Here is a 24460-nt window from a genome sequence, read left to right as displayed (position 1 = left end):
TCATCATTTAGCAAACTATGAGCCAGAATAATCTAATTGGTGCTACCGGTTACCGCTTTATCTCGAAAGGTAAGACCGCTTTTAAGATCCACATTCATACACCCGACGATACGGTATTACATCGTTCAGTTGGCTTTGTTCGTATGGGGGAAGACAAAGCACTCAAGAAAACCATCAAATTAAGAGATGAGCTGGGTAGACAGCTTTGGGGCAAGTTTTGGCCAAAGGTCCTCAAAGAGCCCTATCTCATGACTCGTCTGCCTCATAGTTTAGAGCCTAAAATTGTATTTAAGCCTAATCCAACGCAGAGTGACCCTGAACATCGCGACGAGTGCTACATAGCTAAATGGCGTGTTTTCTCTGAAAATGGTGATTACAAATACAGAACAAAAGTATGCTCTATACGGAAACACGGTCGACTCGCAGCCTACAGCCAAACCAAACGAGCACTTCTTGAAGCTCACAAAGATGTGATTGAGCTGCTTATCTTTATGGGACGATTGAACAGCATTGATCTGAAGTAGTATCAACCTCGATAACTTCGTTAGAAATTTGGGATTCTGACTTACTGGAATTGGTATTCGCTCTGAGAGGCTGATTATCAGATACAAAAACAGCCGCGCATTGCGGCTGTTTTGATTTATGGCTAACCATAGTGACCATTTAGCATGCTATTACATACTAAATAGACCATCTAGCTTCGGCATATCTCTGCCAGCGTCTTCAATCGACGTTTTGACTCGTTTACATAGGGGTTGCTTTGATCCCATGCGTAACCCGCCAATATCGAACATACCATCTGCTTTATCTTCGGGTTTGGTTCTTGATAGAAAATCACATCCTGAAGAGCCCCCGAGTACCACCCTTCAACATACGTTCTAAAGGTATTTACCCCAATCATCAATGGTTCAGCGTATTCACGATCCCAGTCGACTTTCTCGCCATTGAGCTGCTTTTCCACACACTCAACCACAAACTGAGCCGACTTCATCGCAATAGTCACTCCCGATGAGAATACAGGGTCAAGAAATTCCCCCGCATTACCCAGTAATGCATACTTATCGGTTGCAAGATGTTTAACGTTGACAGAATAGCCACCAATTTCGCCTGCGGGGTTTGGATACTCCGCATTTGCTAAAATCTCGGCCAAGCCTGACTCTTCTGTTGCCAGCTGCTTAATCGCCGAAATCTTGTCTTTTGGATATGATTCAAAGAATTTAGGCTCCCCTACCACACCGAATGAAGAGACTCCGTTACTGAAGGGAATCAACCAATACCAAACATCAGGATTGGTTGGATGCACAGAAACCAAGATTTTACTGCGATCGTATTCAAGGTCAGTATCCGTTGCTGATATATGATCGTTAATATGCGTAAAAATGGCTTTGCGCGGAGGAAGTCGTGATGGCTCTTCTAAATCGAGCATCTTTGGTAACACTCGACCAAAACCACTACCATCCAGGACGTACTGCGCCTCTAGCTGATAACGCTCTTCACCCTGTACTTGTACATCTAATATCGTACAGTCTTCAGCGAAGTTAATACCTACCAGTTCATGTTGGTAATCAATGGTAACACCCTGCGCTTCAGCACTGTCTGCCAAGACCTTATCAAACGTGCCTCGTTGAACCTGAAACGTCGTTCCCGGCCCAGAAGAGAACTTATCTTCAAAATTAAACGCCGTATAAGCGCCATTTTTACGAAAAGCCGCGCCATCTTTAAATTGGAAGTTAGCATTAGCCACCGCTTCGCTCATGCCCGCTTGTTCGATCACTTCCATGCACGCTGGTAACAGGCTTTCACCAATAGAAAAACGAGGGAAAAGACTCTTTTCAATCACTCGAACATCGATGCCTTTTTTGTGAAGCAAAGACGCAGCAATAGACCCTGACGGGCCTACTCCAATGATCACTACTTGAGTTGACAGTTTTTTCATTAATTTAAGCCATGTTTACCATGATTATTTCGCGCTAGCTTTCAGCTCCAGAAGCGTATGCCCAAGACCGATATCGTCGGTACGAGTCACTACGTCAAAGCCAGCCTCTTCCACTATCTCTAGGAAGTCTTCACTGCGGTAAAAACGGCTATTGCCGTTGGCCAAGCAAGTAAAGTAGAGAGACGTCGCATTTAAGCTATAAGAAGCCGCATCGTATTTCTGTGCATCCCAAAACAGTTCAAGGATATAAACAGTCGCGTCTTCTGACATATGAGAGCGAACACGCTTTAATATGCTAAGAATTTCCATTGGCGAGAAGCAGTCAAGGAACTGGCTCATCCACCACACGTCCGTACCTGTCGGCAGCGCTTGCTGTTTATCAAGCATGTTAGCGGGGAATGGAGTCACTCGGTCTTGATGACCGTGCTGTGTTGCGTTTGCCATTGCCATTTCTAGTTGCTGCGGCAAATCGACAATCGTCACCTCGACATCAGAGTCGTAGTTACAACATTGCATAGCCCACTTACCTGTATTGCCGCCAATATCCACCAGCGATTTAGGCTTCTTACTGAAAACTTTCTCAAGCAACACAGGGAACGAACGATCTGAATAGAAATGATCAAACTTAAACCAGCTCTCTTTTGCTTTTTCTGGTAATTGAGACAAACCTTGGTAAATCGTTTCCCAATCACCCAGCTCTTTCAGGCCGGCAGGTGTGCCTTCTTCTATTGCTTCGGTTAAATGCATCATCGCGGCGTAACAGACATCAGCAGTGAAATCCATATTTGCGTTGGTCATGCCATCGTGCAATAGATAGAAGCCTAGGTTAGCCATTTTATAGCGGGGCTTATCCCAAGTAACGATATGAGCACTCAACGCCATATCCAGCAGAACTTTGACGCCGTATTCTGATACACCCGTTGCTTGAGAAATAGTTTCAGCGGGTAAACCATCATTGCCCGCGTCATCTAACGCTTTCAAGATACCTAAGTCACGAAGCGTACGAGCTGTATGAAAAACAATAGGAGCGAAAGACAATTTCTGCGCTTCTGTTTTTGCTTGTAATGCGTTAAATGGATCTAATTTATATTCCGACACGAAAAAACCTAACTTTAAAATAATAGAGGGTTACTCAGCTGCCATTTGTGCAAGCTTGCGTTTAATATCAACGTTTAAGTTATTAACCCAGCGATTGTAATTACGATGTATTTCACCATCGTCGTACTTCAAATTCTCAGACTCAACGTAAAGAATAGAGTAAAACTTATCATTATATGGAATATCTACCACAGCATGATGTGAACGGACATACAGCTCAGCGCGGAGTAAACCTGGCTTAACTTCTGAAACTAACCAACCTCGGCTCTTAGCAGACTCATAAATCGCTGATTTCACCTGTTTACTTTGAAGATTCAGTCCAACTGGAGTATCCTCAACATTCATTACAGGTTGGACACGTCCACAGCCTGCAAGGATGATTATAAATAACATTGAAACGGCTATTTTTAGTAATTTCATTTAAACTCCTTACCCGTGTTTATTTATAAGCACGCATAGTATTAGTTAGACCCAAAGTAAATCAATACTCTATGTCAAATCAATCACAATTAATGTCGTTTAATATTGAGAAATGGTCAGCAAATTCACCAGGCCTCTATTCCGTTGCCGAATGGCAAACATGGAGCACTAATTTAGATTGGCCACAAGATGGCTTAACTGAATTTAAAGCGATCCCTCCGATGATGCGCCGTCGTATGAGCATGCAAAGCAAACTTGCCGTCCAAACTGCATTAACCCTATTAAAAGATACCTCGATTGATTATCTGGTTTTTGCCAGTCGACATGGTGAATTACACCGAACCGCTACTTTGATTCAATCAATATTAGAAGGTGACGATGCCTCTCCAATGGCATTTTCCCAATCAGTACACAATACAGCTGCGGGTCTAACAACCATTGCCAAAAAAGCGCCAATTCCACTGACCTCTATCGCTGCAGGGCAAGATTCCTTTCACAACGCCCTGATTGAAGCTTATCTTTACCTACATCAGTATCCGTCACATCGTGTACTCGTCATTGACTTCGACCAACCTCTGCCTGAAGTATACCGAGAGTACGAAAATCAACACTATGCTGACTACGCTCTAGGTTTAGTGCTTACTGCTGGTAATGACTATTCCGTTTCAAGAGCAGTAACCAGTGATAGCTCAGTGGCAGAATTACCACAAGGTCTACAAACGCTAAAACATATCCTATGGGGTACACAGCATTGGACTATTGCAGGTAAGCACCAAAATTGGTCGTGGGTCAATACCGCTAAGTCAGGAGCGCAATAATGAGCAAAGTAGACCAATATTGGCGTGTGTTCGCGACGGGGCTCTGCTTTACTATCTTTGGTTTGGGAGGCTTAATATTGAGCTTCTTAATCTTACCTTCAATCGCGCTAACGACTCGCAATATCATAAAAAGAGAACTCAAAGCACAGCAATTGATCCGTTTATCATTCAATGCCTTCTGCCAAATAATGAAGTTCACGGGCGCGATTGATTACCGAATTGATGGCGCCGAGCTGCTACGCGAAGATCGCAACTGCATCATTGTCGCCAATCATCCTAGCTTGATTGACTATGTACTGATTGCCTCTCAACTTCCTCAATGTGATTGTCTCGTTAAAGCGGCAATATGGGAAAACCCCTTTATGAAGAGGATTGTCAAAGCGGCGGGATACATCCCCAATCAAGCCCCTGACGATCTTTTAGAACGTTGTGAAGAACGCTTTTCACGTGGCAATGTATTGTTAGTTTTTCCCGAAGGAACTCGCACAACTCCAGAAATTGAACCATCCTTACAACGTGGTGCGGCACAAATTGCCACTCGAACACAAACCGATTTACGCGTGATTCACATTACGGTTTCTCCGACATTCTTAACAAAAGAGAAAAAATGGTATCAAGTTCCTGCCATGAAACCCTTTTTTCATATCGCTGTGAAAGGTAAAATAGACGTCGCACCCTTTATTGATAATTCAAGTAACTTAACTTCGGCAGCAAGGCGCCTCAATCACCACCTTGCACAGACTATTTTTCCTTCCGAAGAAAATATTTAGCTCCTCAATGAAACAACTGGCGATATCAGCATTTAGAAAATACATCACATCATGTAGAATCGCCCCCTTAAAGCAGCATTTAGATAAAGTACTAAGTAGGCCTAAGTGGAAACATTACACAACGAACTGAAACAACTGATCATCGACGCACTGAACCTTGAAGATATGAGTATTGATGAAATTGAAACGGAAGCGCCACTGTTTGGTGATGGACTTGGATTAGATTCTATCGATGCCCTTGAGCTTGGCCTTGCTATCAAGAAAAAATACAACATTGTTATCGATGCCGACGATTCAAACACTCGTCAGCATTTTGCATCCGTTGAAAACCTAGCTAACTACATCTCATCTAAAACGAACAACTAGACAGATCTTTATGACACAAGCTAACCAACAAGAAGTATTCAACCAAGTTAAAGATGCGCTTATCGAGCTGTTCGAGCTTGATGCTGAAGACATTACTCCTGAAGCACACCTTTATCTCGACCTAGACCTAGACAGCATTGATGCCGTTGATTTGGTCGTTCACTTACAGAACGTAACGGGTAAGAAGATCAAGCCTGAAGAGTTCAAAGCAGTGCGCACCGTTAATGACGTTGTAGAATCTGTAATTGAACTATTGAAGGACGCATAATGCGTCCTCTGCTGACTTTATTGTCGGCAATCATACTTTTCACTTATCCAATTGCGGTTTACTTTGGACTCAACAAGTTTGGCCTACAAACCGTTGGTATCGTCTTAGCCGCGATCTTTGCTGTCCGCATTTTTACCGGCGGTCAGGCTAAAATCAAAGAGCTAAAACACCTAGCTTGGATCAGTGGAAGTGCCGGAATTGCTCTGCTGGCATTAGGGTTAACCTTCAAACAGCATGGCTGGCTAACTTATTATCCCGTCATCGTTAACGTTTGTATGCTTGTTGTGTTCGCGTCAAGCCTATGGCAACCCCAAACGATTATCGAGCGGCTTGCTCGACTCCAAGAGCCAGAACTTCCGCAAAGTGGCGTTGATTACACACGAAAAGTCACCAAAGTTTGGTGCCTGTTCTTCGTTATCAATGGTTCCATCGCTCTTTATACCTGCTTCCAATCTCTTGAAATATGGACCCTATACAATGGCTTACTCAGCTATTTGTTTGCCGGGGTACTCTTTGCAGGAGAGTGGGTGGTAAGACAGCGCATTCGTCAGAGTTAAATTGTTATGACCCAAACCGTATCTTACATCTCGTTGTCTAAACTTCTCTGTCAAAACCGAGATCCTGAATCTATAGTCTGTTTTTCCGACAATAGCGAGATTACATGGCAAACATTTAACCTTGATTTATCTCAACTCGTACAACTTTTATCTTCACCCTCTTTTCAACGAGTCGCGATTTGTACCCAAGACAGCTACCTATTTTCGGTGGCCTTTTTAGCGTGCGCAGTCAGCAACAAACACATCATCTTACCGGGCAACTATCAACCTTGTGCGCTTGCCGAACTGAGTGAGTATTTTGATTGCCTGTTAGTCGATGATGCGATTGGTAAAGTAGGAGGGAGTGAGGTTTGTAACATTCAAGCCGTCTTGGATTCCAAACGCTCAAACACCGAAACATCAACGCTTTTAGTGAATGACCTAGCTGCGACTGAACGGGCTACAATTGATTTGGCAGCAACCCAATTAACCCTGTTTACCTCAGGCTCAAGCGGTACACCAAAGGCAATCCACAAGACATTAGAACACCTAGATATTGAGACGGCTCAGTTAAATAAAAACTGGGGCGACTTACTAATGGGGAACCGAGTCCACAGTACAGTCTCGCACCAACACATCTATGGTTTATTATTTCGAATCTTATGGCCGCTTTGTTCTGGTGTTCCATTTGCTCGAAACAACCTCGAGTACCCTGAACAGCTCCTTTCTCATGCAAACAAAAACAGCGTGCTGATCAGCAGCCCAGCGCTACTCAAACGATTAAAACACGAGACAAAGTCTACGCAATTAGCAGGTGTGTTCTCTTCTGGTGGCCCGCTGCCAGCTGAATCTGCTCACCAAGCTCTTAATCTGTTAGGGGATTTACCTATCGAGGTTTTTGGCAGCACAGAGACCGGTGGCATCGCATTTCGCCAACAACAAACCGCTCAAACACCTTGGCAGCTTTTCGACTGCATTGAGGCTAGTCTTAACAGTGAGAGTTGTATTAAGTTATTGTCGCCGTACATCGACAAAAACAATTGGTATCAAACCGCCGATGAGTGCGAAATGGTCTCGGATAATCAATTTATACTGAAAGGTCGTACCGACCGAGTGATCAAAATAGAAGAAAAACGAGTCTCACTGGTTGAAGTAGAGAAGCGACTAGAGCAACTTCCTTGGATCGGTGAATGCGTGGTAATACCATTTGAAGAACCTGGACGCTTAATTTTGGCATCAGTTTTAGTATTATCTGATGAAGGTCAAGCTAGCCTCGCCACCATGAGTAAAGGCAAATTCTGGTTGATGCTGCGTTCAGAGTTGAGAAAGTGGTTGGAGCCGATCGCGATCCCGAGAAAGTATCGTGTTGTTGATGAGATCCCCCTCAACAGCCAAGGTAAGCGGTTAATTTCTCACATAGAGCAACTCGTAAAATCATAGAAATAACTTACCGTGTTTTACACTGAGATTATCTTCTTATATTTTGTCAGAATACCCATTTTCAGCCCAAGGATTCTAAGTACACGCTATGCAAAAGAGAAAACCAAACGTCATTGCTGTTGACACTATAGAGAAAGAATCGACTCTGACACTCCATGTTACCGGAGATATCACCGATTTTAAGGGGCACTTCAAGAGCTTCCCTATTCTTCCGGGTGTGACACAAATTGATTGGGCACTTCACTATGCTGTCCAAGAGCTGAACGTTCCTGGTTACTTTAAAGGCATGGAGGTCATCAAATTCCAAGAGCCTATCCTGCCAGACTCTACCATTCAGTTATCACTTAAGTGGGAAACCGACAAAGGTAAGTTGAGCTTCAGTTACACCTCGAATAACGGTGAACAGACCCACTCTTCAGGAAAAATGAAGCTGGGAGAGAAAAGTGAATAGCGCTCCTGCTGAGGCTACTTCTCAACACGTAACAAAAGAAAGCGACTACAAAGCTTGCTTCCTGATTCCGTGCTTTAACCACGGCGCAACCATGCCGGAGGTAGTCTCATCACTTCTCGAATTCAAACTACCAATTATTATCGTTGACGATGGCAGTGAACTTGCGACCAAACAGTTTCTGGCTCCACTTGCAGATAACCCAAGCGTGACTTTGGTGACACTTGAGCAGAACCAAGGCAAAGGCGGCGCAGTAAAGGCTGGAATCAACCGAGCACAAGAGCTCGGCTTTAGTCACGCCGTTCAGATTGATGCTGACGGTCAACACGACCTAGACGCTCTACCCACATTGCTCGAAACGTCGCAAGCCAAACCTCAACGCCTGATCTCAGGTCAACCGGTCTATGATGACAGCGTGCCCAAGGCAAGACTCTACGGACGCTACGCGACGCATGTCTGGGTATGGATAGAAACCCTATCTCTCTCGATTAAAGACAGCATGTGTGGCTTTAGAGCATATCCAATCGAGAAGACGCAAACAGTACTGAATAAATACGATGTCGGTTCAAGAATGGACTTCGATATCGAGATCTTGGTTCGTCTTTACTGGGAAGGCTGCGACATTGACTTCATTGAAACTCGAGTCATCTACCCTGAAAATGGTGTCTCTCATTTCGATGCGCTATGGGATAACGTAAAAATCAGTTGGATGCACACACGACTGTTTTTCGGCATGCTGCCAAGAGCCCCTAAGCTTATTGCTCGTCATTTCAAATCAGATTCTGAAGATCATCTAACGAGTTCGACACAATTTTCAGAAAGCTATCATGCGCAGCAGACACCAAATAGCACTGAACAACCACACTGGTCGCGCACTCAAGAACGCGGCACAGTACTCGGCATCAAACTATTGTTAGCTGTGTACTCCCTATTAGGCCGAAGTGTCTTCAACCTAATTTTGCGTGGTGTGATGCGTTACTACCATTTGACAGGCAAGCGCGCGCGAAACGCCTCTGAACAATACCTATTTCAGCTTAAGGCATACGCCGAACAACAGAATATTGAGTTACCGACTGAACTCACCAGTTATAATCACCTGCTTTCGTTTGGCCACACAATGCTCGACAAATTAGCCGCATGGAAAGGTGATTTTTCGGTAGATAATTTGACCGTCCATGGCCACGAGCAATTCGAGAGCATGGTAGAAAATAAGCAAGGTGTACTGATTCTTGGTTCTCATCTTGGCAATATAGAGCTATGCCGTGCTTTGGGCCGTAGACACTCACATATAAAAATTAATGCGCTGGTCTTCACGGAACACGCCGAGCGCTTTAATTCGGTAATGAAAGCCGTTAACCCACAGTCTGATTTAAATCTGATTCAAGTGACTTCGATGGGACCAGATACCGCTATCTTGTTACAACAGAAACTGGAACAGGGTGAGTGGGTTGTAATCGTTGGCGATAGAACCTCCACCAGCAAAGAGGGTCGCTCAGTATGGGCAGAGTTCTTGGGTAAAGAAGCCCCCTTCCCTCAAGGGCCATTTATGTTAGCCTCTGTTCTAAAAACACCAGTATTTTTACTGTTTGGCTTAAGGGATGACTCAAAAGCCAAGCCACATTTTAATGTCTATTTTGAGCATTTTAGCGACAAGATCGAGCTTCCAAGAAAGACTCGCGAACAATCTTTACAACAAGTCGTGCAACAATACGCAGACCGACTTCAGCACTACACACTGAAAGCACCGCTTCAGTGGTACAACTTTTTTAACTTTTGGACATTGAGCAACCAGCACCATGACGAAAAAAAATCCAAATAGCATCACCTTTGGTGCCGAACGCCTCACGATTGAAGATGTTGTCGCTATCTCACAGGGCGCACAAGCCTCGATGAACTCAAGCGATGAGTTCACATCGAAGATCGACCGTGGTGTCGCTTTTTTAGAACGTCTATTGAAAGAAGAAGGCGTGATCTATGGCGTGACAACTGGCTACGGCGATTCATGCACCGTTGCGATTCCACCAAACCTTGTTGATGAACTGCCTCTACACCTCACGCGCTTTCACGGCTGTGGTTTAGGCGAAATACTGTCTCATGAACAAGCTCGTGCCGTATTAGCGACGCGTCTCTGTTCATTGTCGCAAGGAGTATCTGGTGTGACTCACGATCTACTCAACCAGATCGTCACTCTGATTAACCAAGATATTTCGCCACGTATTCCTCAAGAAGGATCGGTTGGTGCCAGTGGCGACCTAACACCTCTTTCTTATTTGGCCGCAGCACTGATTGGTGAGCGTGATGTTATCTACAAAGGTGAAGTTCGCCCAACCAGTGATGTCTACAAAGAGCTAGGTATTAACCCTATCAAGCTCAAGCCAAAAGAAGGCTTGGCCTTAATGAATGGTACTTCTGTAATGACTGCGCTAGCTTGTATCGCCTACAAACGTGCGGAATACCTAGCTCAGCTATCAACAAAAATTACGGCAATGGTGTCTGTAGGTATGCATGGTAACGACTTCCACTTCGATGAAGCGCTATTTGCTGTTAAACCACACCCAGGCCAGCAGCAAGTTGCGGCATGGCTGCGTGATGACCTGCAAGCCGATCGCCCACCACGCAACAGTGATCGCCTACAAGATCGTTACTCACTGCGTTGTGCTCCTCATGTTATCGGTGTGGTTCAAGACTCTCTGCCTTGGCTTCGCCAAATGATCGAGAACGAGCTAAACAGCGCTAACGATAACCCAATTATCGATGGCGACAATGAGCGCGTACTACACGGCGGGCACTTTTACGGTGGCCATATTGCAATGGCGATGGATACCCTGAAAACGGCAGTAGCGAACCTAGCTGACCTGCTTGATCGTCAAATGGCGCAGTTGATGGACTACAAGTTCAATAACGGCCTGCCATTCAACCTAACGGGCGCTGAAGGCGAGCGTAAGCCAATCAATCACGGTTTCAAAGCGGTACAAATCGGCGTGTCAGCTTGGACAGCAGAAGCATTGAAACACACGATGCCTGCAAGCGTATTCTCTCGCTCAACTGAGTGTCACAACCAAGACAAAGTCAGCATGGGTACCATTGCAGCTCGCGACTGTTTACGTGTTCTTGAACTGACAGAGCAAGTTGCCGCTGCATCACTTCTGGCTGGCACACAAGCACTGGAGCTTCGTAAACGCCACAATGAGCTTGATGAACATCACATGAGTGAAAACCTAAAGCACATTCGCGACGAAGTACTGAAAGAGTTTGAATTTATCGTAGAAGATCGACCACTTGAAGGCGACCTTCGCCACTTCATTGATCGTATTCAAAGTCAGCACTGGTCACTTTACTCATAGAGTCATTGGCCTCATAAAGTAGCTACCCCTTTACGCAATATTGTTGAGAGCGATTTATGTCTAAAATCCTTCATCCATTACAATCTGAGGTGACACTTATCACCTCATTCCAAGATGCCGACCCTATGGGGGTGATCTATCACGGCAACTACTTCCGATTCTTTGAAGAAGTAAGATGTATCATGATGGATAAGATTGAGTATAACTACCATGAGATGAAGGATTCGGGCTACATGTGGCCGATCATCGATACACGCGTGAAATACATTAAGGCGATACCTTTCAATCACCAGATCAAAGTATCGGCTAAGTTAACCGAGTGGGAAAACCGTCTGCGCGTTGACTACGAGATTCACGATGCCAACACAGGTGCTCGTATGACACGCGCTCACACTATGCAGGTTGCGGTAACCATCGATGAACAAGAGATGTGCTTCGCTTCGCCAAAAGTATTTACCGATAAAATCGAACACTGGCACCAGTTTGGTTGCTTACCGCAATCTGCTAAGCATCGACTAGCTAACCAGCAATCAACCGAGCTACAACCCGACCCTCAAGTATCGAACACACGGCAGCAGGTGAAACATGAGCCTGTTTAAACACGGACATAAGAAAATCAGCATCGCCCTACTGGGACTTGCCTCTGTGATGGTAAGTAGCTTTGTTGTTGCTAATGAAAGTACAGCTACTGTTGGCTCTATTTCAGAGCTGCAAACCGTGTTAAGCGAAAATAGCATTGTGCGTGGTGAGTTCACTCAAACGCGCAACATGGAAATGTTCGCCCAACCTTTAACATCACAAGGTACTTTCCTGTTAGACAAATCAAATGGTTTGCTTTGGACACAAGCGACACCTTTCCCTGTGAGCTTGGTGCTCACCGATAACAAGCTGAGCCAAAGGTTTGCCGATCAACCCGCTAAAATAATTACCGACCAAGAAAATCCGATGGCGTTTTATTTCAGCCATATTTTTCTTTCAGTGTTCCACGGTGATACGCAAAAACTCCAAGAACAATTTTCACTGTCATTTGAGCCAACAACGAAGCAAAACTCAGACAAAAGTATAAAGAACACATCTTGGACACTGACCCTAACGCCAAAAAGTGCACCAATGAATGCGGTGTTTGAAGCGATCTCTCTGCAAGGACAAAATGATATTGAGCGTATTGAGCTAAAAGAAATTCGTGGAGACAGCACGGTGATCGAATTTAGCCAGTTAAGCCATTTACCGGAAGTACTATCTGATGCCGAAGCGCAACAATTCCAACTCTAGCCTTGCCCTTGCCTGGCTGGTTGTCGTGGTGCTATTTAGCGGACTATTGATTAAACAGTTCGCTTTTTCTTCTTCAGTGCCTATCGAAAGCAACATCATGAAATTGCTTCCTGAAAACCAGCAAGATCCCATGGTAGAGCAAGCATTTCAGCAGATATCCAGCTCAATGAGTGAACAAGTGGTGTTTATCTTAAGTGGTTCTGATAGCAAGAACACTATGGCGGCAACCAAAGCCTTTGAGAATTCGCTCAACCAAAGATCCTTTTCAGGAGAGCCGACACTTTTCAAACGCGTTCAAGGGAAGATCAACGCTAGCACACAAAGCCAATGGAGTGACTTCTATTTTCGTCATCGTGCTCAACTGCTAACAGAGCAACAAAAGGACACACTAACCCATACCCCAGAGTCTCGCGCTCAGTATGTGATTCAGTCGCTGTACAACCCGTTTTCAGGCGTCACGGCTGCAGAGCTATCTCTCGACCCATTCTTGTTATTTCGCGACTACATCAGTGCTGTTAGCGTTCAATCAAGTAACTTTGCTCTGAAAGAGGGATACCTCACCGCTCAATCTAATGAGCAATCCTATACTTTGGTCACGGCTACGCTGGCAGGGTCGCCTTATAGCTTGGCGATTCAAGAGCAACTTCCGGCTCTTGATACACTAGAACGTGAGATTGAGAAACAGTTTGGCGTCAAGGTGCAGCATACCGGTGTTGTGTTCTACGCCAATTACGGTACCGAAAGCGCGAAATCAGAAATCAGTACCATTGGCTTGGGCTCATTGGCTGGTGTGATTTTATTGGTGTGGCTGACGTTTCGTAGTGCGCTACCGCTTGCCTTATCTTTACTCTCTATCAGCACAGGATTACTAGTCGCACTCGCAAGCACCGTTGCTATCTTCGGTAAAATTCACCTGTTCAGCTTGGTATTCGGCACGAGTTTGATTGGCGTATCCATTGATTACTCTTTTCATTACCTAACCGATCGTTTGGCTGCAGGCAGTCAATGGCAAAGTGACAAAGGGCTGAAGCATATTCTGGTTGCGATCACCTTGGGTCTTATCACTAGCTTGATCGGCTACCTAGGTCTATTGGTTGCACCTTTCCCAGGTCTACAGCAACTTGCTTTGTTTTCGTCGATTGGGCTTATTGCAGCTTATGCCAGTGTGGTGTGTTGGTATCCAGTATTGGCCTTCAAGCCGAGCCAACAACGCGAACTTCCGTTAGCGAATCTATGGCATGCGTGGCTAAATTTGTGGAACAAACCTAAATTCAAAGTTGGCTTACCGCTCGGAGTCATAATCGTGAGTTTGGCATCAATCAGCCAGGTTCGTTACGACGATGATATTCGACAACTTCAGGCAATGCCTGATCAACTCAAACAACAAGAGCAAGCCATTACTAAGATCTCAGGGTTAGGCAGTGGTCAGAACATGCTGCTAGTGACAGCCAAGAGCAACCAAAAGCTACTCACAAAATTGGCAGAAATCACCACAAGTTTAGATTCTTTGGTCGATAGTCAAGGTATCTCCGGATATCGCAGCATCAATCAGCACTTGTTAAGTAAACAAGAACAACATGATAACTATCAATTGGTTAAACAACTTTATAGCCAACAAAGCCATATTTTACAAAGTACTCTTGGCTGGCCTACTTTTCCAGAGTTGCCGAAGTTCGAGGCAATTACAGTATCTGGTTTTTTGAAGTCCCCCGTATCAGAGCCTGTTCGACCACTTTGGTTAAAACCTATAGACGGACAAGCCGCGTCGGTCATTTTGATTAAAGACGTCACAAACTCAGAACTGTTCTCTCAATGGCTCGAATCAAGCTTTGCTCAACAACAAGATGTCAAATATCTCAATAAAGCAGACGAAATCTCCACTCTCTTTGCAGAATACAGAGTCAAAATTACCGAGCTACTATTGATAGCATTGGCCGCTATCGGGATGGTTTTAGGTTGGCGCTACGGCGTGAAGCAAAGCCTGTTAATGCTGTTGCCATCGTTGATTGCCGGAGTGGCAGGGTTAGCGGTCACTGGTATTTTAGGCTCTACGCTGAACCTGTTTAATTTACTTGGACTGATTCTGATTTTAGGGATTGGTATCGACTATACCCTGTTCTTTGCTGAGCAGAAGAAATCGCTGAGCACCTTGTTAGCGATTACTCTATCTGGTCTTACAACGTTGCTTTCATTTGGTTTACTGTCGCTGAGTCAGACTCATGCCATTCATAGCTTCGGTGTTACTGTTCTGACAGGGATCTTTGTTGCATGGCTGCTTTCTCCACTCGCAATCAACAACGAACAAGCCACAGAAAAGAACAAACCTCGCGAGGTATTTAGATGAACAAGACAATCAAGATAGTGCTCGCTGTCGTATTTAGCTTCCTGCTCAATGCCTGTTCAATGGTTTATCAACCGCCGTCGGGCGCAAGTGTGTCTATCGACAATGACACCGATCTAGCCTTGCCGCTGCCAGCTGAACTGGGATACTCATTTACGGCGAGCCAGCTGATCAGCGCAACATGGCAAGATGTTACGCAGCAACTTCCTGTTCAAGTCGAAGTCACAGCAAATAAAGTAGTTTTGGCTGGTTTTTCTTCTTGGGGAACTCGTATCCTGTCGCTGCAATATCAAAATCAAGTGATTGATACGCAGGTTTTATCAGGGCTTGGCGCAACTTTACCTCAGCCTGAACAGGTATTATTTAATTTAATGTTGACCCTATGGCCGACTGAAGCATGGGCTCAACCTTTACAAGGCATCGGTTGGTACTTGGTCGATACAGAAAACAGCCGCACCGTATTTGATGAAAACCAACAGCCAATCATTAAAATTGATTACCAAGCAGAGCCCGGAACACACAAAACCACGGGCAATATTGTTTTCAAGCATTTGATTCAAGGCTACACCATCACTATACAAACGTTGAACTCAACGATTGTCGATAACCCAAGTAAGAGCTAAACATCATGCCTATTTATATCCAAGACTGTGGTTTCCACTCCGCATTAGGCTCAAGCATTGCTGACATTCATGGCAGCCTCAGCAATGAATGCGACTCCAATATGGTTGAAGTGCACGATATGCTAAACGATGGTAAGCCAACGGTCGTTGGTAAGGTCGCAGGCGATTTACCAGAAATTCCATCAAATCAGGCTCAATACGCCACTCGTAACAATCAACTGGCGCTATCGGCTCTTAATCAAATCAAAGATTCTATTGCGCAAGCAAAATCACAATTTGGTGCAGATAGAATTGCGGTGGTTATTGGTACAAGTACCTCAGGCATTTCTGATGGTGAAATGGCGTTTAAACACAAGCTTGATCATGGCTCTTTCCCAGACGATTTCCACTATTCAAAACAAGAGCTTAACAATGTATCTGAGTTTGTCAGCCAACACTGCTCACTAACCGGGCCAAGCTACGCGATATCGACCGCCTGCTCATCAAGTGGGCGTGTATTTCTTACTGCCCAGCGCTTGTTAGATTCTGGAATGGCAGATGCTGTGTTGGTTGGAGGTGTCGATACCCTGTGTAAGCTGACGCTCAATGGCTTTCATGGTCTTGAAGCCCTATCAACCACACATTGTAAGCCCTTTAGCGCCTCTCGTGATGGCATCAACATCGGAGAAGCAGCGGCATTTATGTTGCTTAGCAAGGCAAGACCAGCGGCTATCAATACAATTCAAAGTACTTCGAATATCGCTCTATTAGGCTGTGGCGACAGCTCCGACGCACACCATATTTCCGCACCCCATCCTGAAGGGAACGGTGCAGAGCAAGCAATGAGAAAGGCGTTATATTCGGCAAAGTTACGAGCAGAAGACATCGGTTATATCAATGCCCATGGCACCGCAACCCCACTCAATGACTCGATGGAAAGCAAAGCCATTCATCGTATTTTTGCAAACAAGGTTCCCGTCAGCTCAACCAAACCTCTGACCGGACATACTCTTGGAGCGGCAAGTGCGATAGAGGCAGCAATTGCGTGGCATATTTTAAAACATGACTTACCGCTACCCTTACAAAAATGTCAGGATAAAGCTGAAGATATTGAGATTGATTTGGTAGACTGTGCCCAGAAACTTAAAGTAAAGAATATCTTAAGCAACTCGTTCGCTTTTGGTGGCAACAACATTAGCCTGATTTTTGGTGTAATAAATGACTGATATCCCTTCTGTAGACCAACTTCTCCCACACGATGATCCGATGATATTGATCGATCGAGCTATCAACGTTGAGGCATTGTCGATTCACTGTCAGGTCGATATTGGACCACATAATCTGTTCTTTAACGCCGAATCTAAAACCGTACCTGCTTATGTTGGTATCGAATTTATGGCACAGTCGGTTGCTGCATGGTCCGGGTATCATGCGCTTAAAAACGACACTACGCCTCCAATCGGTTTCTTACTGGGATCTCGTCGCTACAAATCTCTCTGTGATCAGTTTACTCAAGGTCAAACCCTTGATATCTACGCTGAACAAGTGATGGTGGACAGCGGCATGGCAGTATTTACGGCCAGAGTCGAAGACCAAGGCGAGCTGGTGGCTCAATGCCAACTGAACGTCTATGTACCAACCGAACAAACATTACAAGAAATGAAAACTAGGAGCCCATCATGACCCGTCAGGTTTTAGTTACAGGTGCCAGCAAAGGCATTGGTAAAGCGATCGCTATCCAACTCGCGAAAGACGGATTTGAAATCGCCGTTCATTACATGGGTGACAAGCAAGGCGCAGAAAATACCCTGAAGTCGATCACTGAACAGGGTGGCGTGGGACGTCTTATCCAATTTGATATCAGCAATCGCAACGAGTGCCGCGAAACGCTTGAATCGGATATTGCGGCATATGGTGCTTACTATGGTGTGGTAAATAATGCAGGTATCACTCGTGATACGGCATTTCCAGCCATGACCGAAGAAGAGTGGGATGGCGTTATCCATACCAACCTCGACAGCTTCTACAATGTACTGCACCCGTGCGTTATGCCAATGGTTCAAAAACGTAAAGGCGGTCGAATCGTTACTCTGGCTTCTGTGTCCGGCATCATGGGCAACCGTGGCCAAACCAACTATGCAGCAGCAAAAGCAGGCGTGATCGGCGCAACTAAGTCCCTTGCTCTAGAACTCGCAAAACGTAAGATCACTGTAAACTGTGTCGCTCCTGGTTTAATCGATACCGGGATGGTTGATGAGCACGTAAAAGATCATGCGCTTCCTCAAGTACCACTACGCCGTATGGGCGAGCCAGAAGAAGTAGCAGGTCTAGTGAGTTACCTCATGTCTGATATTGCGGGCTATGTAACTCGCCAAGTGATTTCAGTAAACGGAGGCTTAGTATGATCCGTCGAGTTGTTGTAACAGGTATGTCAGGTGTCACCGCTTTTGGTAATGACTGGCAACAGATAGAACCAAAACTCCGCGCTTGTGAAAATGCTACCCAATACATGCCAAGCTATGAACAGTATGACGGTTTAAATACCAAGCTTGCCGCGCCTATTAATGACTTTGAACTTCCCGCTCACTATAAGCGTAAACAAATTCGCAGCATGGGTCGTGTATCAAAGCTCGCCACCTTAGCCACTGAGAACGCATTAGAACAAGCAGGTTTGATCGGCCATGATGTATTAGTGAATGGTGAGACTGGCATTGCTTACGGATCATCGACTGGCAGTACCGATGCGGTTAGTGACTTTAGCGTTATGCTTCATGAAAAATCTACTCGCGGCCTAACAGCAACGACTTATGTAAAAATGATGCCTCACACCGCAGCGGTTAACGTAGGATTATTTTTTGGATTAAAAGGCCGAGTCATCCCTACTAGCAGCGCTTGTACTTCAGGTAGCCAAGCGATTGGTTACGCCTATGAAGCAATCAAACATGGTTATCAAACTGTGATGGTTGCCGGAGGTGGTGAAGAGCTATGCCCAACCGAGTCTGCCGTTTTCGATACCCTTTTTGCTACCAGTCTAAAAAACGATACGCCCAAAAAATCCCCTAGCCCTTACGACAGCGAACGCGATGGCCTGGTTATCGGTGAAGGTGCTGGCACGCTTGTTCTTGAAGAGTATGAACATGCGGTTGCTCGTGGTGCAAAGATCTACGCAGAAATCATCGGTTTTGCCAGCAATTGTGATGCAGCCCATGTGACCCAGCCTCAGATGGAAACCATGCAAATTTGTATGGAAAAAGCTCTTAAAGATGCACAAATTTCTGCTGAAAAAATTGGTTATGTTTCGGCGCATGGAACGGCAACAGATAAAGGTGATATTGCAGAAAGTAATGCGACAGCAAATATTTTCGGTGAAGTGCCGATCAGTTCATTGAAAAGCTACTTTGGTCATACGCTTGGCGCATGTGGTGCTATTGAAGCTTGGTTAAGCCTAGAGATGATGCATTCAGGCTGGTTCAATCCTACCTTAAATCTTCAAAACGTCGATGAACGCTGCGGCAAGCTCGATTACATCACAGGTTCTGGACGCGAGTTAAATGTTGAGTATGTAATGAGTAATAACTTTGCCTTTGGCGGAATTAACACCTCAATCATCTTCAAAAAGATTTAAGTTTATTTCTTAGCCAGAATTCAAGACAAATAAAAAGGGTCAGTAACCAAGTTACTGACCCTTTTTTCAATCTAGCACTCGCTCAATTAAGCGTTAGCTTCACGCTCAGCGATGAATTCAAGAGCCATCTTGATGCGAGCGATTACGCGCTCTTTACCAACAAGCTCCATCACTGCATCAACAGAAGGAGACTGGCCGCCACCTGTTACTGCTACGCGAAGTGGCATGCCGATTTTACCCATGCCGACCTCTAGCTCTTCACATACTGCTGCAATCACACCATCTTTGATGTTTGCAGTAGTGAAATCTTCAAGCGCTTCAACCTTAGCAAGAGCAAGCTCTAGTGGGCCTTTAGCAACACCACGTAAGTGCTTCTTCGCTGCGCCAGCTTCAAACTCAGAGAAATCTTCGTAGAAGTAACGAGACTGCTCAGCAAGTTCGATAAGCGTATTACAACGCTCACCAACTAGTGTGATCACTTCAGTGATAGCTGGGCCGTTTGTTGTATCGATCTTTTGTGCGTCTAGGTGCCATTGCAGGTATTTAGCAACGTACTCAGGCTCAGAAGTCTTGATGTAGTGGTTGTTCAACCAAAGCAGCTTATCAGTGTTGAATGCTGAAGCAGACTTGCTGATAGCGTTCAGGCTGAAGAATTCAATCATCTCTTCTTGAGAGAAGATCTCTTGGTCACCGTGAGACCAGCCTAAACGAACTAGGTAGTTGTTTAGTGCATTGGGTAGGTAACCTTCGTCGCGGTATTGCATTACAGAAACAGCACCGTGACGCTTAGAAAGTTTCGCACCGTCATCACCAAGAATCATTGCACAGTGAGCGAAAGTTGGAACTGGCGCGCCTAGTGCTTCATAGATGTTGATTTGACGAGGTGTGTTGTTGATGTGGTCTTCACCACGAACAACGTGTGTAATACCCATGTCCCAATCATCCACAACAACCACGAAGTTGTATGTTGGTGCACCGTCTGTACGACGAATGATTAGGTCATCAAGTTGGCTGTTAGAGATTTCAATGCGACCACGGATTTGGTCATCAAAGACTACACTGCCTTCTTTAGGATTACGGAAACGGATAACGCATGCATCACCTTCTTTTGCTGCTTCGTTTGCTGCAACAATTTTAGGGTGGTTCGCATCGTAACGAGCCATTTCTTTGTTTTCTTCTTGCTCTGCACGAATCTCATCAAGCAGTTCTTTAGACGCGTAGCATTTAAATGCTTTGTCTTCAGCAAGTAGCTTATCAACCATTTCGTTGTAACGGTCAAAACGCTTAGATTGGTAGTAAGGGCCTTCATCCCATTCCATACCCATCCATTGCATGCCTTCTAGAATTGCATCAACCGCTTCTTGAGAGTTACGCTCAAGGTCCGTGTCTTCGATACGTAGAACGAATTCACCACCTTGGTTCTTAGCGAATAGCCAAGAGTAAAGTGCAGTACGTGCACCACCAACGTGAAGATAGCCAGTTGGGCTAGGAGCAAAACGAGTTTTAACCGTCATTTAAATACCTTGATTATGTAGGTGATTCTTTTCGTGATTACCATTACAAAGCCTGCAACAGAAAAATATCACTAAATTTTGGGCGCTATTTTATCACCACCGCTTAAATCTACAATCAGTAGTGAATGATTAATGTGCTGATCTTGTACGAAAGCTATCGAAGAAGCAGAAAACCAACAGCTGAAGCACATGTGATATTCCCTGAATGCACGAATTCTCGTCACGCTTGCGATACGCCTCATCCATTCCGCGATTTAATAACCCAACAAATATCAAATTCTTGAACTTATGTTTGACCTTACCCTTACGGGAAGGTTTATGTTAGGCGTAGATGAGAATTGGAGTATCGATATGAACCATTACACAACTGCGCTCAACGGCCTAAATTGCATGGGATGTGCGAAGAAAGTCCACACACTGTTTGATGGTCTCGATAATACGAAGATCAACGACATATCGCCGACGTACATCGATATTTCAACTCCTTCTAGTTATGTTGAGCTCAATGAACAGTTAGCAACCCTTGGTTATTCCATGGGTAATTCGCTGCACCTTTCATTATCAGGGCTTAGTTGCGGTAAGTGCGTGAACAAGCTGACTCAAGCGCTTGAGCAGACCGAGCAAACCTCAAACCTAGAAGTCAGCAAACATGAATTATCGGTGGTTACTCTGCTTTCAGAACCCGCGCTTATTGAGTTGATCGAAAGTGTGGGTTATCACGCGACTCCTTACTCTGAAATTAGTGAGCCTTTATCGAATTTAGATTCAGAAGACGATAAAAAAACAGCGCCAGTGGAACCGACACAAGCTAAACCTGTAGCTAGCCAATATACCTATCACCTTGTTCTCGAGGGAATGACGTGTGCGAGTTGTGTTTCTTCGGTAGAGAAAGCGCTGAAAAAGAATGAGTTCGTCGACCAAGCTCAGATCAACCTCGCTGAACAGACAGCCTTAGTCTTCACGTCTGAAGCACGTGACGCAATCGAAAGCGCTCTCATAGAATCGGTAAAAACCGCAGGTTATGGTGCCGAGTTCGTTGACGACGCGGCGACTCAACAACAAAAACAGCAAGAACAACAACTTCGTACCCAAAAAGCTTTCCTAAAGAATTCAGTAAGCGCGCTGTTTATCGGTGCTCCGTTGATGGCATGGGGTCTGTTCGGTGGCAGCATGACCATTGCTACATTTAATGACCAATTGGCTTGGGGATTGGTCGGAGTCGTCTGTTTGATACTGCTTGCGACCTCGGGACGCAGCTTCTTTACTAACGCTTGGCAATCACTGATGCACAAGCGTGCGACCATGGATACGTTAGTTGCTTTAGGCACTGGCGCGGCATGGTTCTATTCAATGCTGGTTGTGCTTATTCCATCATGGTTTCCAGAACCATCGCGTCATGTCTATTTTGAAGCAAGTGCAATGATCGTTGGCTTAATTTCTTTAGGGCACTACATTGAAGCCAAAGCCAAAGCGCGTACCACTAAGTCTTTACAGGCGCTGATTGACTTACAGCCTCAAAAAGCGGTAGTTATCGTCGATGGTAAAGAACAAACCATCGCCGTAGAAGCTATTCAAGTCGGTATGCAAGTACGAGTGAGACCGGGAGAAAAAGTCCCTGTCGATGGTGTCGTGGTATCTGGCGAATCTTATATCGATGAATCGATGCTGACTGGCGAACCGCTTCCCAACGTTAAATCGATTAATGATGGCGTTTCAGCAGGTACCATTAATGGTGATGGCAGCCTGATCATTGAAGCGACCGGCATAGGCTCAAGCACCATGCTGGCTCGAATCATCCAGATGGTTCGCCAAGCACAAAGCAGCAAGCCTGCGATTGCGAAGCTTGCCGACTCTATCTCTGCCGTTTTCGTTCCAGTAGTGGTCGCAATCGCAGCCATTGCTGCCTTAGTTTGGTTTTTTGTTGGACCACAACCTAGTGCAAGTTACATGCTCGTGGTATCAACAACAGTGCTAATTATCGCCTGCCCATGCGCTTTGGGCTTAGCGACACCGCTCTCTATTACTGTCGGCGTTGGCAAGGCTGCAGAATTTGGCGTTCTGATCAAGGATGCCGATGTGTTGCAATCCGCAAGCAAAATTGATGCTGTCGTGTTTGATAAAACAGGCACCCTAACTCAAGGTAAGCCAACCGTTCAGCAGGCGTTTTATAGCGATTTATCAGAGCAAGAACTGCTAGCTTACGCCTATTCGGTAGAGGTAGGGTCAGAACACCCATTAGCTAAAGCCGTTTGCCAATATGCAGAGAGCTTACAAGTTTCAGCGCTACCCCATAGCGAGTTCGAAAACCAACGAGGGCTTGGAGTACAAGCAACAATTAACGGCAGGAAAGTTCAAGTGGGCTCACTTAAGTACCTCTCTCAACTCGGTATTGAAACTGAAATTGGCGCGGACTTTATCGAGTTTTGTCGTACACAAGCATGGACCCCCATCTTCGTTGTAATCGATCAAAAGCTGGAAGGCATATTTGGCATTTCAGACGCATTAAAAATAGATAGCAAACAAGCGATAGCTCAACTAAAATCCGCCGGAATTCATACAGTGCTATTAACGGGCGACAACGACTCTGTAGCTCAAGCAATAGGTAAAAGCGTCGGTATCGACGAAGTAATTTCAGAAGTACTGCCAGAGCAGAAAGCGCAACAGATTATTCAGCTGCAACAGCAATATAAGAGTGTTGCCATGGTCGGAGACGGCATTAACGACGCACCGGCTCTTGCTCAAGCGGATATAGGAATAGCAATGGGCAGTGGCAGTGACGTCGCGATCGAAAGTGCGCAAATGACACTGCTCAACTCGTCGCCACTCTCGGTGAGTAATGCGATCGAGCTATCCCAAGCTACCGTGAGAAACATGAAACAGAATTTATTTGGCGCCTTCATCTATAATTCGCTAGGCATCCCTATTGCGGCAGGTGTGCTCTACCCATTTTTCGGGTTTCTGCTTAGCCCGGTGGTTGCAGGAGCTGCGATGGCGATGTCTTCGATTACGGTTGTAAGCAATGCCAACAGGCTAAGACTGTTCAAACCCACTCATTCCAATATCAACAAAAACCATATTCATGAGGTTCACCATGATTCGTAAAATTATGACTCTTACAGCACTCGCTGCAATTTCAGGGCAAGCTCTCGCTACTGATGTTTTAAACCATAAATCCCCATACTGCGGCTGCTGCACTGAATGGACAGAGCATATGCAAGACGCCGGATTTAATGTAACAGAGAAACTCCACGATGACATGAACCCGATCAAGCAGAAGTTAGGAGTAACGCCAGAACTGGCTTCTTGCCATACGGCAGAGATCGACGGTTACGTATTTGAAGGGCACATTCCTGCAGAGGACGTGAAAGCCTTTTTAGAGAACCCACCACGCAATGCGATTGGCTTGGCGGTTCCAGGCATGCCAATGGGCTCTCCGGGCATGGAGTATGGCGATAAGAAAGACGAATATTCTGTGTATGCGTTTAACGATAAAGGCCAGGTGTTTGAATACCGTCATTACAACGGAAAATAGAGCGTAAACAGACCTACGAACAGCAATAAAAATAGAGCCTAGCATTAAGCAAACCCAAGACCGTGGTTTGCTTAATGCTAGGCTCTTTGCTTTTGGACAGTAAAGCAAATCTTGTCGCGGCACCAACCGG

General features: G+C 45.3%; 23 protein-coding genes and 2 pseudogenes. 21 read left to right on the top strand and 4 right to left on the bottom strand.

Going from position 1 to position 24460, the window contains the following annotated elements:
- The first annotated feature begins 17 nt into the window (after positions 1-17).
- The gene (locus Q5H80_RS03690) at positions 18-524 is read left to right on the top strand and encodes a hypothetical protein (RefSeq protein WP_009848584.1); all 507 of its coding nucleotides are present in this window, start codon (positions 18-20) and stop codon (positions 522-524) included.
- Between the two features lie 170 nt (positions 525-694).
- Here the strand turns inward: Q5H80_RS03690 and Q5H80_RS03685 are convergent, their stop codons facing one another.
- Genes Q5H80_RS03685 through Q5H80_RS03675 form a run of 3 tightly spaced genes read right to left on the bottom strand, consistent with a single transcriptional unit; the run spans position 695 to position 3454 of the window.
- Positions 695-1936: an NAD(P)/FAD-dependent oxidoreductase gene (locus Q5H80_RS03685; RefSeq protein WP_304568847.1), complete on the bottom strand. Its 1242-nt coding sequence runs from the start codon at positions 1934-1936 to the stop codon at positions 695-697.
- A gap of 24 nt (positions 1937-1960) precedes the next feature.
- On the bottom strand, positions 1961-3034 hold the full coding sequence (locus Q5H80_RS03680) for a methyltransferase (RefSeq protein WP_304568845.1): 1074 nt from the start codon (positions 3032-3034) through the stop codon (positions 1961-1963).
- Between the two features lie 30 nt (positions 3035-3064).
- Positions 3065-3454, bottom strand: a complete 390-nt coding sequence (locus Q5H80_RS03675; protein WP_304568843.1) for a hypothetical protein — start codon at positions 3452-3454, stop codon at positions 3065-3067.
- A gap of 71 nt (positions 3455-3525) precedes the next feature.
- Between Q5H80_RS03675 and Q5H80_RS03670 the strand changes: the two genes are divergently transcribed.
- From Q5H80_RS03670 to Q5H80_RS03590, 18 genes and pseudogenes are all read left to right on the top strand, one after another.
- Positions 3526-4272 carry a beta-ketoacyl synthase chain length factor gene (locus Q5H80_RS03670; RefSeq protein WP_304568842.1) on the top strand — a complete coding sequence of 249 codons (747 nt, stop codon included), beginning with the start codon at positions 3526-3528 and terminating at the stop codon, positions 4270-4272.
- Complete coding sequence (locus Q5H80_RS03665; protein ID WP_304568841.1) at positions 4272-5042, top strand: 1-acyl-sn-glycerol-3-phosphate acyltransferase; 771 nt, start codon at positions 4272-4274, stop codon at positions 5040-5042. Before Q5H80_RS03670 ends, Q5H80_RS03665 begins: the two co-directional genes overlap by 1 nt.
- Positions 5043-5147: 105 nt before the next feature.
- On the top strand, positions 5148-5408 hold the full coding sequence (locus Q5H80_RS03660) for a phosphopantetheine-binding protein (RefSeq protein ID WP_009848590.1): 261 nt from the start codon (positions 5148-5150) through the stop codon (positions 5406-5408).
- 10 nt (positions 5409-5418) lie between these two features.
- Positions 5419-5676: an acyl carrier protein gene (locus tag Q5H80_RS03655; protein WP_304568838.1), complete on the top strand. Its 258-nt coding sequence runs from the start codon at positions 5419-5421 to the stop codon at positions 5674-5676.
- Positions 5676-6233, top strand: coding sequence for a septation protein IspZ (locus tag Q5H80_RS03650; protein WP_304568837.1), 558 nt, complete (start codon positions 5676-5678; stop codon positions 6231-6233). Before Q5H80_RS03655 ends, Q5H80_RS03650 begins: the two co-directional genes overlap by 1 nt.
- Positions 6234-6239: 6 nt before the next feature.
- Positions 6240-7652 carry an AMP-binding protein gene (locus Q5H80_RS03645; protein WP_304568835.1) on the top strand — a complete coding sequence of 471 codons (1413 nt, stop codon included), beginning with the start codon at positions 6240-6242 and terminating at the stop codon, positions 7650-7652.
- 88 nt (positions 7653-7740) lie between these two features.
- Entirely contained in the window at positions 7741-8103 is a 363-nt protein-coding gene (locus Q5H80_RS03640) for a 3-hydroxyacyl-ACP dehydratase (protein WP_304568833.1), read from the top strand.
- Positions 8096-8891 (top strand): annotated as a pseudogene (locus Q5H80_RS21120) (glycosyltransferase family 2 protein); the annotation flags it as partial. The gene Q5H80_RS03640 and the pseudogene Q5H80_RS21120, both read left to right, overlap by 8 nt.
- Before the next feature lie 59 nt (positions 8892-8950).
- Positions 8951-9919: pseudogene (locus tag Q5H80_RS21115) on the top strand (glycosyltransferase family 2 protein); the annotation flags it as partial.
- Entirely contained in the window at positions 9897-11444 is a 1548-nt protein-coding gene (hutH, locus tag Q5H80_RS03630) for a histidine ammonia-lyase (protein WP_304568831.1), read from the top strand. The pseudogene Q5H80_RS21115 and the gene hutH, both read left to right, overlap by 23 nt.
- Before the next feature lie 56 nt (positions 11445-11500).
- A complete protein-coding gene (locus Q5H80_RS03625; protein WP_304568830.1) occupies positions 11501-12043 on the top strand; it encodes a thioesterase family protein in 543 nt (180 codons plus the stop codon).
- Positions 12030-12716, top strand: coding sequence for an outer membrane lipoprotein carrier protein LolA (locus Q5H80_RS03620; RefSeq protein ID WP_304568828.1), 687 nt, complete (start codon positions 12030-12032; stop codon positions 12714-12716). Before Q5H80_RS03625 ends, Q5H80_RS03620 begins: the two co-directional genes overlap by 14 nt.
- The gene (locus tag Q5H80_RS03615) at positions 12688-15060 is read left to right on the top strand and encodes an MMPL family transporter (protein WP_304568826.1); all 2373 of its coding nucleotides are present in this window, start codon (positions 12688-12690) and stop codon (positions 15058-15060) included. The genes Q5H80_RS03620 and Q5H80_RS03615 overlap by 29 nt, the downstream gene beginning before the upstream one ends.
- A complete protein-coding gene (locus Q5H80_RS03610) occupies positions 15057-15680 on the top strand; it encodes a DUF3261 domain-containing protein (RefSeq protein ID WP_304568825.1) in 624 nt (207 codons plus the stop codon). Before Q5H80_RS03615 ends, Q5H80_RS03610 begins: the two co-directional genes overlap by 4 nt.
- A gap of 5 nt (positions 15681-15685) precedes the next feature.
- On the top strand, positions 15686-16885 hold the full coding sequence (locus tag Q5H80_RS03605) for a beta-ketoacyl-[acyl-carrier-protein] synthase family protein (RefSeq protein WP_304568823.1): 1200 nt from the start codon (positions 15686-15688) through the stop codon (positions 16883-16885).
- Entirely contained in the window at positions 16878-17342 is a 465-nt protein-coding gene (locus tag Q5H80_RS03600) for a hotdog family protein (protein ID WP_304568822.1), read from the top strand. Before Q5H80_RS03605 ends, Q5H80_RS03600 begins: the two co-directional genes overlap by 8 nt.
- Positions 17339-18064: a 3-ketoacyl-ACP reductase FabG2 gene (locus Q5H80_RS03595; RefSeq protein ID WP_304568821.1), complete on the top strand. Its 726-nt coding sequence runs from the start codon at positions 17339-17341 to the stop codon at positions 18062-18064. Before Q5H80_RS03600 ends, Q5H80_RS03595 begins: the two co-directional genes overlap by 4 nt.
- Entirely contained in the window at positions 18061-19284 is a 1224-nt protein-coding gene (locus Q5H80_RS03590; protein WP_304568820.1) for a beta-ketoacyl-ACP synthase, read from the top strand. The genes Q5H80_RS03595 and Q5H80_RS03590 overlap by 4 nt, the downstream gene beginning before the upstream one ends.
- Positions 19285-19370: 86 nt before the next feature.
- On the opposite strand, the gene gltX is transcribed toward Q5H80_RS03590, so the two are convergent.
- Positions 19371-20798, bottom strand: coding sequence for a glutamate--tRNA ligase (gene gltX, locus Q5H80_RS03585; RefSeq protein ID WP_009848605.1), 1428 nt, complete (start codon positions 20796-20798; stop codon positions 19371-19373).
- 318 nt (positions 20799-21116) lie between these two features.
- Here gltX and Q5H80_RS03580 point away from each other — a divergent pair, with 318 nt between their 5' ends.
- Both Q5H80_RS03580 and Q5H80_RS03575 read left to right on the top strand, forming a co-directional pair.
- On the top strand, positions 21117-23900 hold the full coding sequence (locus tag Q5H80_RS03580; protein ID WP_304568818.1) for a copper-translocating P-type ATPase: 2784 nt from the start codon (positions 21117-21119) through the stop codon (positions 23898-23900).
- Positions 23890-24330: a DUF411 domain-containing protein gene (locus tag Q5H80_RS03575; protein WP_304568817.1), complete on the top strand. Its 441-nt coding sequence runs from the start codon at positions 23890-23892 to the stop codon at positions 24328-24330. The genes Q5H80_RS03580 and Q5H80_RS03575 overlap by 11 nt, the downstream gene beginning before the upstream one ends.
- Positions 24331-24460 lie beyond the last annotated feature (130 nt).

Source organism: Vibrio sp. SNU_ST1 (assembly GCF_030563405.1).
Taxonomy (GTDB): Bacteria; Pseudomonadota; Gammaproteobacteria; order Enterobacterales; family Vibrionaceae; genus Vibrio.
Note: the sequence above shows the minus strand (reverse complement) of the source record. Positions and strands in the feature narration are given on the sequence as shown.